Origin of the sequence: Pseudomonas cavernicola (genome assembly GCF_003596405.1) — a bacterium.
Taxonomy (GTDB): domain Bacteria; phylum Pseudomonadota; class Gammaproteobacteria; order Pseudomonadales; family Pseudomonadaceae; genus Aquipseudomonas; species Aquipseudomonas cavernicola.
This window is the reverse complement of record NZ_QYUR01000002.1, coordinates 2,404,180-2,423,502: the sequence shown is the minus strand read 5'-3', so window position 1 is coordinate 2,423,502 and position 19,323 is coordinate 2,404,180. Positions and strand designations below refer to the sequence as shown.

At 58.5% G+C, this 19,323-nt stretch carries 14 protein-coding genes and 1 tRNA gene; 10 read left to right on the top strand and 5 right to left on the bottom strand.

What is annotated here, in order from left to right; translation table 11 throughout:
* Window positions 1-6 precede the first annotated feature (6 nt).
* The 9 genes from hisC (at window position 7) to ltrA (ending at window position 11,890) form a co-directional block, all read left to right on the top strand.
* Entirely contained in the window at window positions 7-1,119 is a 1,113-nt protein-coding gene (gene hisC, locus D3879_RS11555; protein ID WP_119954378.1) for a histidinol-phosphate transaminase, read from the top strand.
* A gap of 28 nt (window positions 1,120-1,147) precedes the next feature.
* A complete protein-coding gene (locus D3879_RS11550) occupies window positions 1,148-3,355 on the top strand; it encodes a bifunctional prephenate dehydrogenase/3-phosphoshikimate 1-carboxyvinyltransferase (RefSeq protein ID WP_238474245.1) in 2,208 nt (735 codons plus the stop codon).
* Entirely contained in the window at window positions 3,352-4,041 is a 690-nt protein-coding gene (gene cmk / locus D3879_RS11545; RefSeq protein WP_119954376.1) for a (d)CMP kinase, read from the top strand. The genes D3879_RS11550 and cmk overlap by 4 nt, the downstream gene beginning before the upstream one ends.
* Window positions 4,042-4,163: 122 nt before the next feature.
* Window positions 4,164-5,843, top strand: coding sequence for a 30S ribosomal protein S1 (rpsA, locus tag D3879_RS11540; protein WP_119954375.1), 1,680 nt, complete (start codon window positions 4,164-4,166; stop codon window positions 5,841-5,843).
* Between the two features lie 151 nt (window positions 5,844-5,994).
* Window positions 5,995-6,279: an integration host factor subunit beta gene (ihfB, locus tag D3879_RS11535; protein ID WP_119954374.1), complete on the top strand. Its 285-nt coding sequence runs from the start codon at window positions 5,995-5,997 to the stop codon at window positions 6,277-6,279.
* A 491-nt stretch (window positions 6,280-6,770) separates the two neighbouring features.
* Window positions 6,771-7,394, top strand: a complete 624-nt coding sequence (locus D3879_RS11530) for an MraY family glycosyltransferase (protein WP_119954373.1) — start codon at window positions 6,771-6,773, stop codon at window positions 7,392-7,394.
* A gap of 180 nt (window positions 7,395-7,574) precedes the next feature.
* The gene (locus D3879_RS11525; protein WP_420800910.1) at window positions 7,575-9,563 is read left to right on the top strand and encodes a polysaccharide biosynthesis protein; all 1,989 of its coding nucleotides are present in this window, start codon (window positions 7,575-7,577) and stop codon (window positions 9,561-9,563) included.
* A gap of 96 nt (window positions 9,564-9,659) precedes the next feature.
* Entirely contained in the window at window positions 9,660-9,992 is a 333-nt protein-coding gene (locus D3879_RS11520) for a ComEA family DNA-binding protein (RefSeq protein WP_119954372.1), read from the top strand.
* A gap of 476 nt (window positions 9,993-10,468) precedes the next feature.
* Window positions 10,469-11,890 carry a group II intron reverse transcriptase/maturase gene (gene ltrA, locus D3879_RS11515; protein WP_119954371.1) on the top strand — a complete coding sequence of 474 codons (1,422 nt, stop codon included), beginning with the start codon at window positions 10,469-10,471 and terminating at the stop codon, window positions 11,888-11,890.
* A 115-nt stretch (window positions 11,891-12,005) separates the two neighbouring features.
* On the opposite strand, the gene D3879_RS11510 is transcribed toward ltrA, so the two are convergent.
* Window positions 12,006-12,081 (bottom strand) — tRNA-Asn (locus D3879_RS11510).
* A 67-nt stretch (window positions 12,082-12,148) separates the two neighbouring features.
* Complete coding sequence (locus tag D3879_RS11505) at window positions 12,149-13,345, bottom strand: amino acid aminotransferase (protein ID WP_119954370.1); 1,197 nt, start codon at window positions 13,343-13,345, stop codon at window positions 12,149-12,151.
* Between the two features lie 187 nt (window positions 13,346-13,532).
* On the opposite strand from D3879_RS11505, the gene uvrB reads away from it, so the two are divergent.
* On the top strand, window positions 13,533-15,548 hold the full coding sequence (gene uvrB / locus D3879_RS11500) for an excinuclease ABC subunit UvrB (protein ID WP_119954369.1): 2,016 nt from the start codon (window positions 13,533-13,535) through the stop codon (window positions 15,546-15,548).
* Between the two features lie 204 nt (window positions 15,549-15,752).
* Here the strand turns inward: uvrB and D3879_RS11495 are convergent, their stop codons facing one another.
* Genes D3879_RS11495 through D3879_RS11485 form a run of 3 tightly spaced genes read right to left on the bottom strand, consistent with a single transcriptional unit; the run spans window position 15,753 to window position 19,281 of the window.
* Entirely contained in the window at window positions 15,753-16,652 is a 900-nt protein-coding gene (locus D3879_RS11495) for an EamA family transporter (protein WP_119954368.1), read from the bottom strand.
* A gap of 42 nt (window positions 16,653-16,694) precedes the next feature.
* Complete coding sequence (locus tag D3879_RS11490) at window positions 16,695-18,245, bottom strand: MDR family MFS transporter (RefSeq protein WP_119954367.1); 1,551 nt, start codon at window positions 18,243-18,245, stop codon at window positions 16,695-16,697.
* On the bottom strand, window positions 18,235-19,281 hold the full coding sequence (locus tag D3879_RS11485) for an HlyD family secretion protein (protein ID WP_119954366.1): 1,047 nt from the start codon (window positions 19,279-19,281) through the stop codon (window positions 18,235-18,237). The genes D3879_RS11490 and D3879_RS11485 overlap by 11 nt, the downstream gene beginning before the upstream one ends.
* Window positions 19,282-19,323: the final 42 nt, after the last annotated feature.

Below are 19,323 nucleotides of genomic sequence, written 5' to 3'. Positions count from 1 at the left end.
GAGCCCATGAACAGCGACTTCCTCGCCTTGGCCCAGCCTGGCGTGCAGAAACTCTCGCCTTACGTCCCGGGAAAGCCGGTTGACGAGCTGGCGCGTGAGTTGGATCTCGATCCAGCCACCATCGTCAAGTTGGCCAGCAACGAAAACCCGCTCGGGCCCAGCCCGAAAGCCCTCGCGGCAATTCGCGAGGCTGTGGCCGAGCTGACCCGTTATCCGGACGGCAATGGCTTTGCGCTGAAAAGCCTGCTTGCTGCTCGCTGTGGCGTACGGGCCAATCAGGTCACCTTGGGCAATGGCTCCAACGACATCCTCGAACTGGTTGCCCGTGCCTATCTCGCGCCGGGTTTGAATGCCGTGTTCAGCGAGCACGCCTTTGCCGTGTATCCCATCGCCACCCAGGCAGTGGGTGCGGAAGGTCGCGTGGTGCCGGCCAAGGATTGGGGGCATGACCTTGATGCCATGCTGGCGGCGATCGATGCCAATACCCGCGTAGTCTTTATCGCCAACCCGAATAACCCGACCGGTACCTGGTTCGGTCCGGCTGCGCTGGCCGACTTCCTGGCTTGTGTGCCTGGGCATGTGTTGGTGGTATTGGACGAGGCTTATATCGAATACGCCGAAGGCGGTGAGATGCCGGATGGTCTCGATTATCTAGCTGGCCACCCCAATCTGCTGGTTTCTCGCACCTTCTCCAAAGCCTACGGCTTGGCGGCGTTGCGGGTTGGCTATGGCTTGTCCTCGGCAGCGATTGCCGACGTGCTTAATCGCGTGCGCCAGCCCTTCAACGTCAATAGCCTGGCTCTGGCCGCTGCCTGCGCGGCGCTGGAGGATGCAGACTATCTGGCGCAAAGTCGGCAGCTCAACGATGCCGGCATGGCGCAACTGGAAGAAGGTTTCCGCCAGCTGGGTCTGAGCTGGATTCCGTCCAAAGGCAATTTTATTGCTGTCGACCTCGGTCGTGAATCTGCGCCGCTATTTCAGGCCCTGCTCCGCGAAGGCGTGATTGTGCGTCCGGTGGCCAGCTATGGCATGCCGACCTACCTGCGCATTTCCATCGGCCTGCCAGCGGAAAATGCCCGCTTCCTCGAGGCGCTGAGCAAGGTTTTGGCTAGTGTCTGATGTCATGCCTGCGCAACAGACCGAGCCTATGATCGGCCGCCTGGTGGTGGTAGGGCTTGGCTTGATCGGCGGTTCCTTCGCCAAGGGCTTGCGCGAGCGTGGACTTTGTCGCGAGGTGGTGGGTGTCGATCTCGACCCGGAATCGCGCCGATTGGCGGTCGAACTGGGTGTGGTCGACCGCTGCGAAGAGCAGCTCGCGGCCGCTTGTCAGGGCGCAGAGGTGATCCAGCTGGCAGTGCCTATCCTGGCCATGGAGAAGCTGTTGGTCGAACTGGCCAAGCTCGACCTGGGGGATGCGGTGCTGACGGATGTCGGCAGTGCCAAAGGCAGTGTGGTGCGCGCTGCGCGTCAGGCTTTTGCCGGTTTGCCGTCACGCTTTGTCCCTGGTCATCCGATTGCGGGCTCTGAAGAGAGTGGGGTGGAAGCCTCCAATGCAGAGCTGTTCCGCCGCCACAAGGTAATCCTGACACCGCTGGAGCAGACCGATGCTGCAGCGCTGGCGCTGGTCGATCGACTCTGGCGCGAGTTGGGTGCAGATGTCGAGCATATGGCTGTCGAGTATCACGATGAGGTGCTTGCTGCCACCAGTCATCTGCCGCACTTGCTGGCGTTTGGCCTGGTGGATTCGCTGGCCAAGCGCAGTGAGAATTTAGAGATTTTTCGATACGCCGCGGGCGGTTTCCGTGATTTCACGCGGATCGCCGGCAGTGACCCAGTGATGTGGCATGACATCTTCCTCGCCAATCGCGAGGCGGTATTGCGCACTCTGGATGCATTTCGCAGCGACCTCGACGCTTTGCGCGACGCGGTCGACGCAGGGGATGGGCACCAGCTCTTGGGCGTATTTACCCGCGCCCGGGTGGCCCGCGAGCATTTCAGCAAAATTTTGGCCCGTCGGGCCTATGTGGATGCTATGAACACCAACGACCTGATTTTCCTGGCCAATCCTGGTGGTCGCCTGTCTGGGCGGATTCGTGTACCAGGTGACAAATCCATCTCTCACCGCTCGATCATGCTTGGCGCTTTGGCCGAAGGCACGACCGAGGTAGAGGGTTTCCTTGAGGGTGAAGACGCGCTGGCAACCTTGCAGGCGTTTCGCGACATGGGCGTGGTCATCGAAGGTCCGCACCATGGTCGTGTGACCATTCATGGGGTTGGTCTGCGTGGTTTGAAAGCGCCGCCTGGCCCGATCTATCTGGGCAACTCCGGCACTTCGATGCGCTTGCTCTCGGGTCTGCTGGCTGCGCAGTCCTTTGATACCACTTTGACTGGCGATGCCTCGCTGTCCAAGAGGCCGATGAATCGCGTAGCCAAACCGCTGCGTGAGATGGGTGCGGTTATCGAAACCGCCCCGGAAGGTCGTCCGCCCATGACTATTCGCGGTGGCCAGCGTCTGTCCGGGATGAATTACGAGATGCCGATGGCCAGCGCCCAGGTTAAATCCTGCCTGCTGCTGGCGGGCCTCTATGCTGCCGGTGAAACTGCCGTCACTGAACCGGCGCCAACCCGTGATCATACCGAGCGCATGCTGCGTGGCTTCGGTTACCCGATTTCGGTTGATGGCAGTACGGCTACCGTGGAGTCTGGCCACAAACTGACCGCGACGCATATCGAAGTGCCGGCAGATATCTCCTCGGCAGCTTTCTTCCTGGTCGCCGGTAGCATTGCCGAAGAGTCTGAGCTGGTTTTGGAGCACGTCGGCATCAACCCGACTCGTACCGGTGTGATCGATATCCTGCGTCTGATGGGGGCGGATATCAGCCTCGAGAACCAGCGTGAGGTTGGCGGTGAACCGGTTGCGGATCTGCGCGTGCGTTCGGCCAAGCTGAAGGGTATCGAGATCCCGGAAGATCTGGTGCCCTTGGCTATCGATGAATTCCCGGTGTTGTTCGTTGCCGCGGCCTGCGCCGAGGGCCGTACCGTGCTGCGCGGTGCCGAAGAGCTGCGGGTGAAGGAATCCGATCGAATCCAGGTCATGGCGGATGGCCTCCTGGCGCTGGGCGTCAAAGTCGAGCCGACACCAGATGGCATCATCATCGATGGTGGCCCCATCGGCGGCGGTGAAGTGCACAGCCATGGCGATCACCGTATTGCCATGTCCTTCAGTGTTGCCTCGCTGCGCGCGACTGCTCCCATCCGTATTCACGATTGCGCCAACGTCGCGACCTCTTTCCCAAACTTTCTCGGCTTGGCTGCACAAGTTGGTATTCGCGTGAGTGAAGAGGCTAAGTTATGAGCGCCCAAGCTCCAGTAATTGCGATTGATGGTCCGAGCGGTTCCGGCAAGGGCACAGTTGCGGGGCTGCTAGCGAAAAAGCTGGGTTGGAGTCTGCTGGACTCTGGTGCTCTCTATCGTTTGCTGGCCTTCGCTGCGCGTAACCATGGCGTCGATCTGACCAACGAAGAAGCGATGAAGGTGCTTGCCGCTCATCTGGATGTGCAGTTCATTGCGGCGACCAATGGTCAGCCGCAGCGCATCATTCTCGAAGGTGACGAAGTGACCGACGCCATCCGCAATGAGCAGGTTGGTGCCGGTGCTTCGCAAGTCGCAGCCCTGCCGGCGGTCCGTGATGCCCTGCTGCAGCGGCAGCGTGCTTTTCTGGAGGCGCCGGGGCTGGTGGCCGATGGGCGCGATATGGGGACCGTGGTTTTCCCCGAGGCGCCGCTGAAAATCTTCCTGACCGCCAGTGCCGAGGAGCGTGCCCGTCGCCGCTACTTGCAGTTGAAGGCCAAAGGGGATGATGTTAGTCTTACGAGTCTGCTAGACGAGATTCGTGCGCGCGATGAGCGTGACACCCAGCGAGCGGTCGCACCGCTGAAACCGGCGCCTGACGCCATTCAGCTGGACTCCACGGAGCTCTCGATCGAGCAGGTGCTGGAACGCATTCTGAGTGAAGTCGCCAATCGCGACCTCGCCGGATGACCAAGTAGGTATGTGGGAAACCAGTCTTAGTCCCGCAGTCTGCTTTTAAATAAACGAAACCCACATTGTCTGGAATGTGGAAGCTGGGCGTATTTTTCGCCCTAGATCAATCAGGAATCAACATGAGCGAAAGCTTTGCGGAACTCTTTGAAGAAAGCCTAAAAACCCTCGACATGCAGCCGGGTGCCATCATCACCGGTATCGTGGTCGACATCGACGGTGACTGGGTTACTGTCCATGCTGGTCTGAAGTCCGAGGGTGTCATCCCGCTCGAGCAGTTCTATAACGATGCTGGCGAGCTGACCATCAAGGTCGGTGACGAAGTGCACGTTGCGCTGGACGCGGTAGAAGATGGCTTTGGCGAAACCAAGCTGTCCCGTGAAAAAGCCAAGCGCGCCGAGTGCTGGATCGTTCTGGAAGCGGCTTTCGCAGCTGAAGAAGTGGTTAAGGGCGTTATCAACGGTAAGGTTAAAGGCGGCTTCACAGTCGACGTTAACGGCATCCGTGCGTTCCTGCCAGGTTCTTTGGTTGACGTTCGTCCGGTGCGCGACACTACGCACCTGGAAGGCAAAGAGCTCGAATTCAAAGTTATCAAGCTTGACCAGAAGCGCAACAACGTTGTCGTTTCCCGTCGCAGCGTATTGGAAGCCGAGAACAGCGCCGAGCGCGAAGCTCTGCTGGAATCCCTGCAGGAAGGCCAGCAAGTCAAAGGTATCGTCAAGAACCTCACGGATTACGGCGCATTCGTCGATCTGGGTGGCGTCGATGGCCTGCTGCACATCACCGACATGGCTTGGAAGCGCATCAAGCATCCGTCCGAAATCGTCAATGTTGGCGATGAGATCGATGTAAAAGTGCTGAAGTACGATCGCGAGCGCAATCGTGTTTCCCTGGGTCTGAAGCAACTGGGCGAAGACCCATGGGTTGCTATCAAGGCTCGTTACCCAGAAAGCACTCGCGTTACCGCGCGTGTAACCAACCTGACCGACTACGGCTGCTTCGCAGAGCTGGAAGAAGGCGTAGAAGGCCTGGTGCACGTGTCCGAGATGGATTGGACCAACAAAAACATCCACCCGTCCAAAGTCGTACAAGTTGGCGACGAAGTGGAAGTTATGGTTCTGGATATCGACGAAGAGCGTCGTCGTATCTCCCTCGGCATCAAGCAGTGCAAAACTAACCCGTGGGAAGATTTCTCCGGTCAGTTCAACAAGGGCGACAAAATCTCCGGCACCATCAAGTCGATCACCGATTTCGGTATCTTCATTGGTCTGGATGGCGGCATCGACGGCCTGGTTCACCTGTCCGACATCTCCTGGAACGAAGTGGGCGAAGAAGCCGTACGTCGCTTCAAGAAGGGCGACGAGCTTGATACCGTGATCCTGTCGGTTGATCCAGAGCGTGAGCGCATCTCCCTGGGCATCAAGCAGCTGGAAGACGATCCGTTCTCCAACTACGTGTCTGTTAACGATAAAGGCACCATCGTGCGCGGTATCGTTAAGGAAGTTGACGCCAAAGGCGCTGTAATCACTCTGGCCGAAGGCATCGAAGCTGTACTGAAAGCCTCCGAAATCAGCCGTGACCGTGTTGAAGACGCGCGCAACGTGCTGAAAGAAGGCGAAGAAGTCGAAGCTAAGATCATTAGCGTTGACCGTAAGAGCCGCGTAATCAGCTTGTCGGTCAAGTCGAAAGACGTAGACGACGAGAAAGAAGCGATCAAGGAAATGCGTAAGCAGGAACCTGAGAGCGCTGGTCCGACCACTATTGGCGACCTGATTCGTGCGCAAATGGAGAATCAGAACTAAGTTCTGACCTCTCATAAAAAGGGCGACTTCGGTCGCCCTTTTTGTTTTTAGATCAATGCTCTGGAGGTGGTTTGGGGGCTGTTCAAAGCTTGGTGGTCATGCTAAAACCTTCCTAGAGCTGATCTAGCCGCTTGAAAACGAAGGGAAAACCATGACCAAGTCGGAGTTGATCGAACGAATCGTCACCCATCAGGGATTGCTTTCATCCAGAGATGTGGAGCTGGCGATCAAGACCATGCTGGAACAAATGTCCCAGGCCTTGGCGACGGGCGATCGCATAGAAATTCGCGGCTTTGGCAGTTTTTCCTTGCACTACCGCGCGCCTCGTGTCGGCCGTAACCCGAAGACGGGGCAGTCGGTGCGTTTGGATGGCAAGTTCGTGCCGCACTTCAAGCCAGGGAAAGAGTTGCGTGATCGGGTAAACGATGAAGAATGAGGCGCAAAGGCTTGGATCGGGCTCGGAGGTCTTGATGGGCTTGTTAACTGGGGTGTTGAGGAAGGCTTCATATGCTTCGGCTTAAGCACTCCTCGCTACTGCCGGTTGTGTTGCTGGTAGCGCTCTCCACCACAAGCTTGGCTCTGGAAAAATAAGAATCAAGCTACGCTCGCTTTTCTCGGCTTGAAGTCCTCCGAGTTGTCATTCTCCTTCTTTGTTGTATTCGCCTTTGTCGCACGTGGCCTGATAGTTGTGGTGCTGGGTTGGCTGCTGCCTTCCAGGCTGCACCTGAGGCTTTCGGCTACCGGGCGTAACTTGAACGCTACAGTAAGGAATTAGAAAAGCTTCGTGCACAGATAGTGAAGGTTGGCTGATAGTTGCGCTGGTGGCTGAGGGCGACGCTGCATGCCGTGTGGCTGCCCTGATGGCATTGATGTTCCTGCAACCGAAATAATCCGCCATCTGGCAGAAGGGAGAGGACGCAAGGCTGGATTGGCCATGCGCTGGCAGCCGTATACCTGGTCTGGTTGCTTAATCTCTACAACTTCATGGATGGCATCGATGGTATTGCCAGTGTCGAGGCTCTTTGCGTGTGCCTGGGGCGGTCTGCTCAATTGGCTGACAGGGCATGCGGAGTTGGCACTAGCGCCGTTGCTGCTGGCGATGGCGGTGGCTGGCTTCATTATTGGAATTTCCCGCCGGCGCGTATCTTCATGGGGGATGCTGGGAGTGGGTTCCTTGGGATAGCACTGGGCTTGTTGTCACTTCAGGCGGCCTGGGTTGAGCCGCAATTGCAGTGGAACTGGTTGATTCTGCTTAGTGTGTTCGTTGTGGATGCTACCTGGACACTTGGGCGTCGCTTATTGCGAGGGGACAAGGTGTACGAAGCGCATCGTAGCCATGCTTATCAATATGCTTCACGGCTTTTGGGGTGTCATTTGCCAGTGACTTTGGTGGTTGGCGCTATCGATCTGTTCTGGTTGTTACCTGTGGCTCTTTGGGTGGGGCTGGGTAGTCTGGATGGTTTTACCGGGCTGCTGTTGGCTTATGTGCCCCTCGTGCTATTAGCGATTAGGTTCAGGGCTGGTCAGCAAGAGGTGGCGACTGCCGGGTAAAAGCAGCCGTTTGTTTGCTATGAGGCCTGTATGCGTTCTGTGTTTTTGGGGTTATGGTGCCTTTCTAATTATGTCCGGGGCTAAGAATCATCTAGCCAGACTCGTGTTGTAGGGACGCGAGTTTTTGGCTGGATTAGCTTGAGGCGAGCGTTGTGCGTTGTCAGGATAAGGATTGCTGAGATGTTGCGTAATTGGTTGTTGCGGCTACCTCGTAGATATAAACGTTTGTTGCAAGTAGCCACTGATGTGCTGCTCGTATGGGGCGCCTTGTGGTTGGCGTTTGTCGTGCGCCTGGGCTCTGAGGAGCTCGTGCATCCATTTGGGGGGCATGCCTGGTTATTCGCCGTGGCTCCTTTGCTTTCGATTCCGCTGTTCATTCGGTTTGGGATGTATCGGGCGGTGATGCGTTATTTCGGTAACGATGCGCTTATCACTATCGTCAAGGCGGTAACGCTGTCAGCTTTGCTTCTCGCGTTGGTTGTCTACTGGTATCGCGATGCTCCGGAGGTAGTGCCTAGGTCACTGGTGTTCAATTACTGGTGGCTGAGCCTGGTGTTGATTGGCGGCTTGCGCCTGGTTATGCGCCAGTACTTTATGGGGGACTGGTTTACAGCTGCGCAGCAGGTACCCTTTGTGAATGCTGATAACGGTCTACCCAAAGTCGCTGTCTATGGCGCCGGTGCGGCGGGCAATCAGCTGGTGGCGGCATTGCGGATGGGGCGGGCGATGCGCCCGGTGGCCTTTATCGATGATGATGACAGTATTGCGACCCGTGTGATTGCAGGCTTGCAGGTCTACAAGCCGAAGCATATCCAGCAAATGATCGATGAAACGGGTGCGCAGGAGATTCTCCTGGCGATTCCTTCCTCGTCCCGGGCACGCCGGCGGGAAGTTCTGGAGTTTCTAGAACCATTTCCTCTGCATGTGCGTAGTGTGCCGGGCTTCATGGATCTGGCCAGCGGCCGGGTCAAGGTCGATGACATTCAAGAGGTAGATATCGCCGACTTGCTCGGGCGTGATGCGGTCGCGCCGCAGCAAGCGCTGTTCGAGCGCTGCATTAGGGGGCAGGTGGTGATGGTTACCGGGGCCGGGGGGTCCATCGGCTCTGAGCTATGCCGGCAGATCCTTAGTCGCGGCCCGACGACCTTGTTGCTGTTTGAGCACAGCGAGTACAACCTTTACAGCATTCAGACTGAGTTGGAGAACCGCATCCAGTGTGAATCGCTACCGCTCAAGTTGGTGCCTATCCTGGGCTCGATCCGCAATCCCGGGCGCTTGCTGGATGTTATGCGCACCTGGGGTGTCAAAACCGTTTATCACGCGGCAGCTTACAAGCATGTGCCTATCGTCGAGCACAATGTCGCCGAGGGCGTGTTGAACAACGTCTTGGGTACGTTACAGACGGCTCAGTCTGCAGTGCAGGCAGGAGTTGAGCATTTTGTTTTGATCTCCACGGATAAGGCTGTTCGTCCAACCAATGTCATGGGCAGTACCAAGCGACTCGCTGAAATGACCTTGCAAGCACTCAGTTGTGAACCGGCTCCACTGTTGCTGGGTGAGAAGTTTACCGTGCATCAGGTCAACAAAACCCGTTTCACCATGGTGCGTTTCGGTAACGTGCTGGGTTCGTCTGGCTCAGTGATTCCGCTATTTCGCGAGCAGATCAAGCGGGGCGGGCCGGTGACGGTCACGCATCCAAATATCACCCGATACTTCATGACCATCCCCGAAGCTGCTCAGTTGGTGATCCAGGCTGGCTCGATGGGGCAGGGTGGGGATGTGTTCGTCCTGGATATGGGGCAACCGGTGAAGATTGCCGAGCTGGCCGAGAAGATGGTCCATCTGTCCGGCCTGACGGTGCGCAGCAGACAGAACCCACATGGTGATATCGCCATTGAGTTCACTGGTTTGCGGCCTGGCGAGAAGCTCTACGAGGAGCTATTGATTGGCGACAATGTCAGTCCTACCGAGCATCCGATGATCATGCGGGCCAATGAAGAACATCTGTCTTGGGAGGCATTCAAGTCGGTGCTCTCGGCGTTGCTTGAGGCAGTCGAGCAGGACGACTATGTCCGTGTGCGTGAGTTATTGCGAGATACTGTCAGTGGCTATACGCCGGAATGTGAGATCGTCGATTTGATTCATCAGCAGCGCCGGGTGAGGCCATAGGCAGGAGAGGAGTTGACAATCGCCAGGCAGGAGGTAAGTTGTTGGGCGCGGCTCAAGGAAGTACCGCGTCAAAATCTAAATAAAAGGAGCTTCATTATGTTTAAAGGACAAGTTTCTTCTCTCTTGTTTGCTGTTCTCACCAGCCTTTCTGTCACGGCTTTTGCGGCAACCCCTCCCAAGGTCGATGTGGCTAAACCTGCTGTCACTCAAGCGGCTGCAGTGGCGGAGGTGGGTAAGGTTAATCTCAATACTGCCGATGCTGCCACGCTGCAGCGTGAGTTGATTGGCATTGGTGAGGTCAAGGCGAAGGCCATCATTGATCATCGCGAAACTAACGGGCCATTCGCTTCGGTGGATGAGTTGCTAGAGGTGAAGGGGATTGGTGCTGCGACGCTGGAGAAAAATCGCGATAAGTTGAGCCTCAACTAAGCCACGAGGCGCGGTAACTAAGGCCGGTCATTGACCGGTCTTTTTGTTTGTGCGCCAGGCATGGCGCGTTGCGCGTAAGCGCAGCCAGCTTGGCTGTGGTGGCCACGCTGGTGACTTGGAGGTGAAAGTCCTCTGCACACCCGGCAAGGGGAAGTGTTAGTCGAAGGCAAGGGTGTCGCGGGCGACTGCGAATCTGAAGGAAGCCCTAGGCAAAATGCTGGCCTGACGAACAGGAAGCGGATAGAGGCGGCGTGGTGGGGTGAGGTGGCAAAGATCACTAAAGCCCAATACTTGCACGGAACGCTACGACGTAGATCCGACAGGCATAAGCAGGAAGGTCGCGCGAATTACCCTGGGAGATCTGTACGTTTGCCACTGTGCTACCTCGCGCCGCGAGGCGCCGGGATGAGCGTGCAGAAGTCAGCCGAGGCCGTAGTAAGTGGCGAATAACCGCGCCACCAAGGGCCGAACAGGTTATGCCGCCAGTAGGCGTCAGAGTCTCGTTGAATACCGAAATGCAGAAATTTCTCCCAGAGAAGACTGTTACTCCGAGTCCCGGACAGAATCCGAGGGCAACGACTGACAGCGTGCAGGTATCGACGGCGTCTGTGGCGTGGACGAAAGCGAAGCCGGACCCGCTGATGGCGCGGGTACTTGCACCGGCCAACCTCAAGCGTGCGTATCACCGCGTGGTCAGCAACAAGGGCGCGCCGGGTGCCGATGGCATGACGGTCGACGAATTAGCGGGCTACGTGAAACAGTATTGGCCAACCCTCAAGGCAAGGCTGCTGGCCGGCGAGTATCACCCACAAGGTGTACGCGCCGTCGAAATTCCCAAGCCCAAAGGCGGCACAAGACAGCTGGGTATCCCCAGCGTCGTGGACCGCTTGATCCAACAGGCACTGCTGCAACAGCTCACGCCGATCTTCGACCCACTGTTCTCAGATTACAGCTACGGCTTCCGTCCGGGCAGAAGCGCTCACCAAGCTATCGAAACAGCCCGTGCCCATGTGGCGGCGGGTCACCGCTGGTGCGTGGAACTCGATCTGGAGAAGTTCTTTGATCGGGTCAGCCACGATGTGTTGATGGCCCATGTGCAGCGTCAAGTTGAAGACAAACGGGTGCTCAGGCTTATTCGCCGTTATCTCGAGGCCGGAGTGATGTCGGGCGGGATCGCCAGTCGACGGCAGGAAGGGACGCCGCAAGGCGGCCCGCTCTCGCCGTTGCTGTCGAACATTCTGCTCAACGAGCTCGACCAAGAGCTGACGCGGCGGGGCCATCGCTTCGTGCGTTATGCCGATGACGCGAACATTTACGTGCGCAGTCAGCGGTCTGGCGAACGAGTGATGGCCAGCGTTGAGCGCTTCCTGAGTCAGCGACTGAAACTGGTGCTGAACCGGGATAAGAGCCGAGTGGCACGCTCGTGGGTTTGCGACTACCTGGGCTATGGGATGAGCTGGCATCAACAACCAAGACTGAGAGTGGCCCCCCTGAGCCTGCGTCGCTTGCGCGACCGACTCAGGGGGCTGCTGCGCCGCGCGCGGGGCTGCAAGATGGCGACTGTCATCGAGCGGATAAACCCAGTGCTGCGCGGCTGGGCCGGCTACTTCAAGCTGAGCCAGAGCAAGCGGCCACTTGAGGAGCTTGATGGCTGGGTTCGCCATAAACTTCGTTGTGTCATTTGGCGCCAATGGAAACGGCCCTCTACGAGGGCGCGCAACCTGTTGCACCTAGGACTCAGCGAAGCGCGGGCCTATACATCAGCGGGCAGCGGTCGAGGCCCATGGTGGAACTCGGGAGCGCCACATATGAATCAGGCGTTACCGAAGAAGCTGTGGGATCAACTCGGAGTGGTCTCGATACTGGATACGATAAACGGGCTTAGCCGCATAACTTGAACCGCCGTATACGGAACCGTACGTACGGTGGTGTGAGAGGACGGCGGCTGTGAAGCCGCCTCCTACTCGATTCTGCAGGAATAAAAAAACCCAGCCATTGGCTGGGTTTTGAATTTGGCTCCACGACCTGGACTCGAACCAGGGACCCAGTGATTAACAGTCACTTGCTCTACCAACTGAGCTATCGCGGAACAACGATTCGTATCCTACTGATTATGAAGGGGAAGTCAAGCTTTCGCTAACTTCCCTTTAGGTGTTTCACAGTACCTTGGCGATGGCGCTGGTGACGGCACTCAAATTGTTGTTGTTTAACGCGGCAACGCAGATGCGGCCAGTGCTCACAGCGTAGATACCGAACTCATTCTTCAGGCGCTCGACTTGCTCGGCAGTCAGGCCGGAGTAAGAGAACATGCCGCGTTGGCGGGCGACGAAGCTGAAGTCGCGTTTAGCGCCTTGTGCGGTGAGTTGCTCAACCATGGCCACACGCATGGCACGAATGCGAGTGCGCATTTCGCCCAGTTCCTCTTCCCAGAGGGCGCGCAGCTCGGGGCTGTTCAGGACTGCGGCGACCACGGTGGCGCCATGGGTCGGCGGGTTGGAGTAATTGGTGCGGATCACCCGTTTGACCTGCGAGAGCACCTTAGCCGCTTGTTCTTTCGACTCGGTGACGATGGACAGCGCGCCAACCCGCTCGCCATACAGCGAGAAGGATTTGGAGAAGGAGCTGGAGACGAAGAAGGTCAGCCCGGATTTGGCGAACAGGCGCACGGCGGCGGCGTCTTCCTCGATGCCATCGCCAAAGCCTTGGTAAGCGATGTCGAGGAACGGCACGTGGTTCTGCGCCTTCAGCACTTCGAGAATTTTTCCCCAGTCCTCAAGGTTCAGATCGACACCGGTCGGGTTGTGGCAGCAAGCGTGCAGCACCACGATCGAGCGTGGTGGTAGGGCCTTCAGGTCTTCCAGCAGGCCAGCGCGGTTTACGCCATTGCTGCTGGCGTCGTAGTAGCGATAATTCTGGACGGGAAAGCCGGCTGATTCGAACAGTGCGCGGTGGTTTTCCCAGCTTGGGTCACTGATGGCGACAACTGCGTCCGGCAGCAGGCGCTTGAGAAAGTCGGCGCCGATTTTCAGTGCGCCAGTGCCACCGATTGCCTGGGTGGTGACCACGCGGCCTTCGGCCAGCAGGTTGGAGTCGGTACCGAAGATCAGTTTTTGCACGGCCTGGTCGTAGGCGGCAATGCCCTCGATCGGTAGGTAGCCGCGCGGTGCATGGGCTGCGATGCGGGCTTGCTCAGCTTCCGCCACTGCGCGTAGCAGCGGAATTCGGCCCTCTTCGTTGTAGTAAACGCCTACGCCCAGGTTGACCTTGGTCGTGCGGGTGTCGGCGTTGAACGCTTCGTTTAGGCCCAGGATAGGGTCGCGCGGAGCCATTTCGACGGCAGAGAACAAACTCATTATGCGGCAGCTCGAAGAGGAGGGTGGGAAGCCAAGCAACACCCCGCTACGACTGATGCTAGGGGGTTGCGCAAGTGGGCCGCTATTATAGCGGCCAAGGTTGCGTGCGGCGATATCGCAGGCACGCTTTACGCCAGGTTTGACGCAAGCTCTATGGCCGCGTCACAACCATTTGTCGAGGTAGGTTATGTCGCAGTTTCAACTCGTGACCCGTTTTCAGCCGGCCGGTGATCAGCCCGAGGCTATTCGACAGATGGTGGAAGGTCTGGAGGCAGGGCTTTCGCACCAGACATTGCTGGGGGTGACCGGCTCCGGCAAGACCTTCAGCATCGCCAACGTGATTGCTCAGGTGCAGCGCCCGACCTTGGTGCTGGCGCCGAATAAAACCTTGGCGGCGCAGCTCTATGGTGAGTTCAAGGGTTTCTTCCCGAATAACTCGGTGGAGTACTTCGTATCCTATTACGACTACTACCAGCCGGAAGCCTACGTGCCATCCTCCGATACCTTTATCGAGAAGGACGCCTCGATCAACGATCATATCGAACAGATGCGCCTCTCGGCGACCAAGGCGCTGCTGGAGCGGCCGGACGCGATCATCGTTACCACGGTGTCGTGCATCTACGGTTTGGGCGATCCCGAGTCGTACCTGAAAATGGTGCTGCACATCGATCGCGGCGACAAAATGGATCAGCGCGCGTTGCTGCGACGTTTGGCCGATCTGCAGTACACCCGCAATGACATGGACTTCGCTCGTGCGACCTTTCGCGTGCGCGGCGATGTGATCGATGTATTCCCAGCCGAATCGGATCTGGAGGCCATCCGCATCGAGCTGTTCGACGAGGAGGTGGAGAATATTGCCTCGTTCGATCCGCTGACCGGCGAGGTGCTGCGCAAGTTGCCGCGCTACACCCTCTATCCCAAGAGCCACTACGTGACTCCGCGGGAGAAGCTGCTGGAGGCGGTGGAAAATATCAAAGTGGAGTTGAAGGAGCGCCTGGAATACCTGCGCAGCACCAACAAACTGGTGGAGGCGCAGCGTTTGGAGCAGCGTACCCGCTTCGATCTGGAGATGATCCTCGAGCTGGGTTACTGCAACGGCATCGAAAACTACTCGCGCTACCTCTCCGGCCGCGGTTCGGGGGAGGCGCCGCCGACCCTGTATGACTATTTGCCGGCTAACGCGCTGCTGGTGATCGACGAGTCTCACGTCAGCGTGCCGCAGGTCGGTGCCATGTATAAAGGCGACCGTTCGCGCAAGGAAACGCTGGTCGAGTACGGTTTCCGCCTGCCCTCGGCGTTGGACAATCGGCCGATGCGCTTCGATGAGTGGGAGGCGATCAGCCCGCAAACCATCTTCGTCTCCGCGACGCCTGGCAACTACGAGGCCGAGCATGCCGGCCGGGTAATCGAGCAACTGGTGCGGCCAACCGGTCTGGTCGATCCGCAGATCGAAGTGCGCCCAGCCACCACCCAGGTGGACGACTTGCTGTCGGAAATCAAAAAGCGCGTCGCGATAGAAGAGCGGGTGTTGGTCACCACGCTGACCAAGCGCATGGCCGAGGATTTGACTGACTACCTGGCCGATCATGGTGTGCGCGTGCGCTACCTGCACTCGGATATCGATACCGTTGAACGCGTGGAGATCATCCGCGACCTGCGCATCGGCGCCTTCGATGTACTGGTTGGCATCAACTTGCTGCGCGAAGGCTTGGATATGCCCGAGGTGTCGCTGGTAGCGATACTCGATGCGGACAAAGAGGGTTTTCTGCGTTCCGAGCGTTCGCTGATCCAGACTATCGGCCGTGCCGCGCGGAACCTCAACGGTCGGGCGATTCTCTACGCCGATCGCATCACCGGTTCGATGGAGCGGGCAATAGGCGAGACCGAGCGGCGGCGCAACAAACAAATTGCTTATAACGAGTTGCACGGGATCACGCCGAAAGGCGTGAAAAAGGATGTTCAGGACATCCTCGAAGGTGCCAATGTCCCCGGCTCACGTAGCACCAAGCGCAAGGGGATGGCGAAGGCGGCGGAGGAGAGCGCCCGCTACGAAAACGAACTGCGCTCGCCGAGCGAAATCACTAAACGCATCCGCCAGCTGGAGGAAAAGATGTATCAGTTGGCGCGCGATTTGGAGTTCGAGGCCGCCGCGCAAATGCGCGATGAGATTCAGAAGCTGCGCGAGCGTTTGCTGCAGGTGTAATTAGAGCTGTTATCGGGTTCCAGGCTTGTGGGGTGAGGCAAGCGCCCCTGCCGGCAAAGCCCTCCGTAGGAGCGGGCCTGTGACCCACATGGATGTGGGAAATGCGGCAAGCCGTATGGAACGGCTGCCGCCCCGCGAAACACTCTTGACATCCGCTCAGCGCATATCGCGGCCATGGGCCGCTCCTACAAAAGCGGCGTAGCCTCAACGGCGACCGAAAATGATCAGCATCACCCCGCCGAGCGTCGCGAGACAAGCCAGCAGGGCTGTGAGGCTCAGGCTTTCATCCAGCAGCAGATAGCCGAGCAGCAGGGCAATCAGCGGGTTGACGAAGGCAAAGGTCGACACCAGGCTCGGCCTTACTTCGCGAAGCAGCCAAAAATACGCCGGATACACGCCGAGACTTACCGGTATTACTAAGTACGCCAGCCACAGCCAGCCCTGTTGGGATAGCTCGGCAAACTGCACGCCCTGCCACTCCCCGCGCCGCAGCCCGAAGAGCGCGAGCAGTGCCGCACCGATCAGCATTTGCAGGCTCATTCCCAGCCAATTAGAGCGAAACGACGGGCGACTGCGCAGCCACCAGGCGCCGACTGCCCAGAGCAGGGTGGCGATCACCACCAGGCTGCCGGCAAACCACTGCTGTGCGGTCGCCGCACTGCCCAGGCCATTACTCATCAGCAACACAATGCCGCCCGAGGCCAATGCTAGGCCGCAGAGTACCCAGAGCGGCGGGCGGTCGCCGAGCAGCCACTCCAGCGCCACACTCCACAGTGGCAGGGTGGTGTAGAGCATCGCCAGCAAGCCGGTGGGCAGGTATTGGTTGGCGTAAAGCAGCGCGCCCTGGCCGACCGTGATCAACAGCAAGCCGCCAATAAAGGCGCCGCCCCAGTCGCTGCGTTGCATGCGCGCCTGGCCACTGAGCAGTACCCAGGCCAAGGCCAGGCTGCCGGCGAAGAAGAAGCGCAAGGTGGCGATGACGAAGGGTGGCAATTCGCGCAGCAGGAAGTGGTTGGCCAGGTACGTGGTACCCCAACCGATATAGATAGCGGCGAACGCGCCAATCAGCAGAAGCGAACGGGTACGGGATGCGGTTGCGGACATGGCAAGCCTGGAATAACAACGCCGGCGCAAGCCGGCGTGTGGTCAATGAGCAGCGCCGCCTTGGGCGCCAGCTGGCAGCGAACGAGTCAGCAGCACGGCGAGCATGCTGATGCCGAGAGCGATGCCGACAAAATGGAAGGCGTCATTGTAAGCCATGATCGCCGCCTGCTGATGCGCGATCTCGCTCAGCTTGCCCAGTGCAGCCTGTTCATTGCCGAGCTTTTCCGCCAGCAATGTCAGGCGTTCGGCCACTTGCGGGTTGCTCGGGACGATGGCTTCACGCAGATAATCGAAATAGGTCTTGGCGCGACTGTCCAGCAGGGTGGCAAGCAGCGCGATGCCGATGGCGCCGCCGAGGTTGCGCAAAATGTTGAACAGGCTTGAGGCCGAGCCGGCATCCTGCGGCAGGATGTAGGCCGTGGCGATCAGCGAGATAGTCACCATGATCAGCGGCTGGCCGAGCGCGCGCAGTAGCTGGATCTGGTTGAACTGCGGGCCGGCAAAGTCCAGGTTCAGCACGCCAGAAGCATAACTGGCGAAGCCGAACAAGCCAAAGCCCAGCGCGCAAAGCCATTTCGGTGAAATGATCTTCATCAGCTTCGGCACCAGCGGAATCAAGAACAGCTGCGGAATGCCCATCCACATGATCACTTCGCCGATTTGCATGGCGTTGTAGTTTTGGATCTGCGCCAGATAGAGCGGCAACAGGTAGATCGAACCGTACAATCCGGCGCCCAGGCCCAGGCTAGAAATACTCGAGAGGCCGAAGTTGCGGTTGCGCAAGATGCCCAGGTTGATCAGCGGGTTGGGCTTGGACAGCTGCAAGATCACGAAGCAAATCAGGCTGGCCAGGGCAATGCTGCCGAGGCTGACGATCAGGTTGGACTCCAGCCAATCCTTACGATGGCCTTCCTCGAGAAAAACCTGCAGGCAGCCAAGACCTACCCCTAGCGTGACGATACCCGCGTAGTCGGTGCTTTTTAGTAGCTCCCAGTGTGGCGCCTTCTTTTCCAGGCCATAGAGCAGCCCGGCAATCATCAATAGCCCAGGCGGCACGTTGATGTAGAAGATGTATTCCCAGCCGAAGTTTTCCGTCAGCCAGCCGCCGAGCGTGGGGCCGATGGAGGGGGCGAACGTGGCTGTTAGCGCGAACAGCGCCATGCCTTTGGCGCGGTGGTGTTCCGGTAGTTTAATCAGCGTCAAGGTGAACGCCAGTGGGATCAGCGCGCCGCCGGTAAAGCCCTGCAGGGCTCGGAAGACGATCATGCTCTCCAGGCTCCAAGCCATCGAGCAGAGCAGAGAGGCGATCAGGAAGCCAATGGAGACATAGACCGCCAAGCGCCGTGCAGAAAGCAACTGCACCAGCCAGGCAGTGAGCGGGATCATGATGATCTCGGCCACCAGGTAGGAAGTGGAGATCCACGAGCCTTCTTCCAGGGTGGCGGAGAGTGCGCCCTGGATGTCCTTCAGCGATGAGTTGGTGATCTGGATATCCAACACCGCCATAAAAGCACCGAGCATGGCGCTCATTACCGCAATCCAGTCGCGTCGGCTCGGCTCCGCGGTAGGGCGAATCAGCGCATCAGCTGCCACTGTTGCCGGCCTTGATGTCGACCTTGACCGTCACGGACATGCCTGGACGAATCTTGCCCTTCAATAGGTTGTCCGCGGCAAAGGTCAGTTTCACTGGAATGCGCTGCACCACCTTGGTGAAGTTGCCGGTGGCGTTGTCTGGCGGCAGTAAGCTGAACTGCGCGCCGGAGGCAGCGAACAGGCTTTCGACCGTGCCGTCAATTGGCGTATCCGGATAGGCGTCGAACACCAGTTCAGCCTTTTGCCCGGCTAGCATTGGGCCGATCTGGGTTTCCTTGAAGTTAGCCTGAATCCAGATGTCTTCATCCGGGACCAGAGACATCAGGTAGGCGCCTATTTGTACGTACTGACCGGTGCGTGAGGCACGCTGGCCAACCAAGCCGCTGATAGGGGCGCGGATTTCGGTACGGCTGAGGTTCAGCTCGGCTTGGGTGAGTTCGGCGCGGGCATTGGCGATCTGCGCGTCGAGGCGTTTGATCTCGGCGTTAAGCGAGCTGATCTGCTGGCGTTGAGCTTGCAGGTCGGCTTCGGCCTTGCTCACTTGCGAACGGGCCACGCGGCTATCGGCGGCCAGGGTGGTAACGCGCTCTTCGGAGACATAGCCAGGTTTGCGCAGGGTCTGGGCGCGGGATAGGTCGATCTGGGTACGGCCAAGAGTGGCCTGGGTTGCCGACACGTCGGCCTGACTAGAGGCGATCATGCTGGCTTGTTGGGTCAGTTTGCTCTGCGCCTGAGCCAGTTCGGCTTCGCGGGTCGCCAGGTTGGCATGTGCGCGCTCGACGGCAAGACGAAAGTCGTCGGCCTCCAGAACCGCCAGCAACTCACCTTTTTGCACATGCTGATTGTCCTGCACCAGAACCTTTTCGATGCGCGCGCTGAGCTGACTGGAGATGCGTGTGATCTCGCCCTGCACGTAGGCGTTGTCGGTGCTTTCGACAAACCGGCCAATAAAGAACCAGTGAGCGAAGAAGGCGAGCACGATCAGGCCGAGCGCGGCAAGGAAGATAAATAAGCGGCGTTGCAGTTGGGCAGGCATGCGAGTGCTCGAAGTGCGGGCAAAAGTGTAAGCGAATCTAAC

Excerpts from the sequence above, each read along its gene's own strand:
- hisC (WP_119954378.1), top strand. The coding sequence starts at position 7 with ATGAACAGCGACTTCCTCGCCTTGGCCCAGCCTGGCGTGCAGAAACTC.
- D3879_RS11550 (WP_238474245.1), top strand. The coding sequence starts at position 1,148 with ATGATCGGCCGCCTGGTGGTGGTAGGGCTTGGCTTGATCGGCGGTTCC.
- cmk (WP_119954376.1), top strand. The coding sequence starts at position 3,352 with ATGAGCGCCCAAGCTCCAGTAATTGCGATTGATGGTCCGAGCGGTTCC.
- rpsA (WP_119954375.1), top strand. The coding sequence starts at position 4,164 with ATGAGCGAAAGCTTTGCGGAACTCTTTGAAGAAAGCCTAAAAACCCTC.
- ihfB (WP_119954374.1), top strand. The coding sequence starts at position 5,995 with ATGACCAAGTCGGAGTTGATCGAACGAATCGTCACCCATCAGGGATTG.
- D3879_RS11525 (WP_420800910.1), top strand. The coding sequence starts at position 7,575 with ATGTTGCGTAATTGGTTGTTGCGGCTACCTCGTAGATATAAACGTTTG.
- D3879_RS11520 (WP_119954372.1), top strand. The coding sequence starts at position 9,660 with ATGTTTAAAGGACAAGTTTCTTCTCTCTTGTTTGCTGTTCTCACCAGC.
- ltrA (WP_119954371.1), top strand. The coding sequence starts at position 10,469 with ATGCCGCCAGTAGGCGTCAGAGTCTCGTTGAATACCGAAATGCAGAAA.
- D3879_RS11505 (WP_119954370.1), bottom strand. The coding sequence starts at position 13,345 with ATGAGTTTGTTCTCTGCCGTCGAAATGGCTCCGCGCGACCCTATCCTG.
- uvrB (WP_119954369.1), top strand. The coding sequence starts at position 13,533 with ATGTCGCAGTTTCAACTCGTGACCCGTTTTCAGCCGGCCGGTGATCAG.
- D3879_RS11495 (WP_119954368.1), bottom strand. The coding sequence starts at position 16,652 with ATGTCCGCAACCGCATCCCGTACCCGTTCGCTTCTGCTGATTGGCGCG.
- D3879_RS11485 (WP_119954366.1), bottom strand. The coding sequence starts at position 19,281 with ATGCCTGCCCAACTGCAACGCCGCTTATTTATCTTCCTTGCCGCGCTC.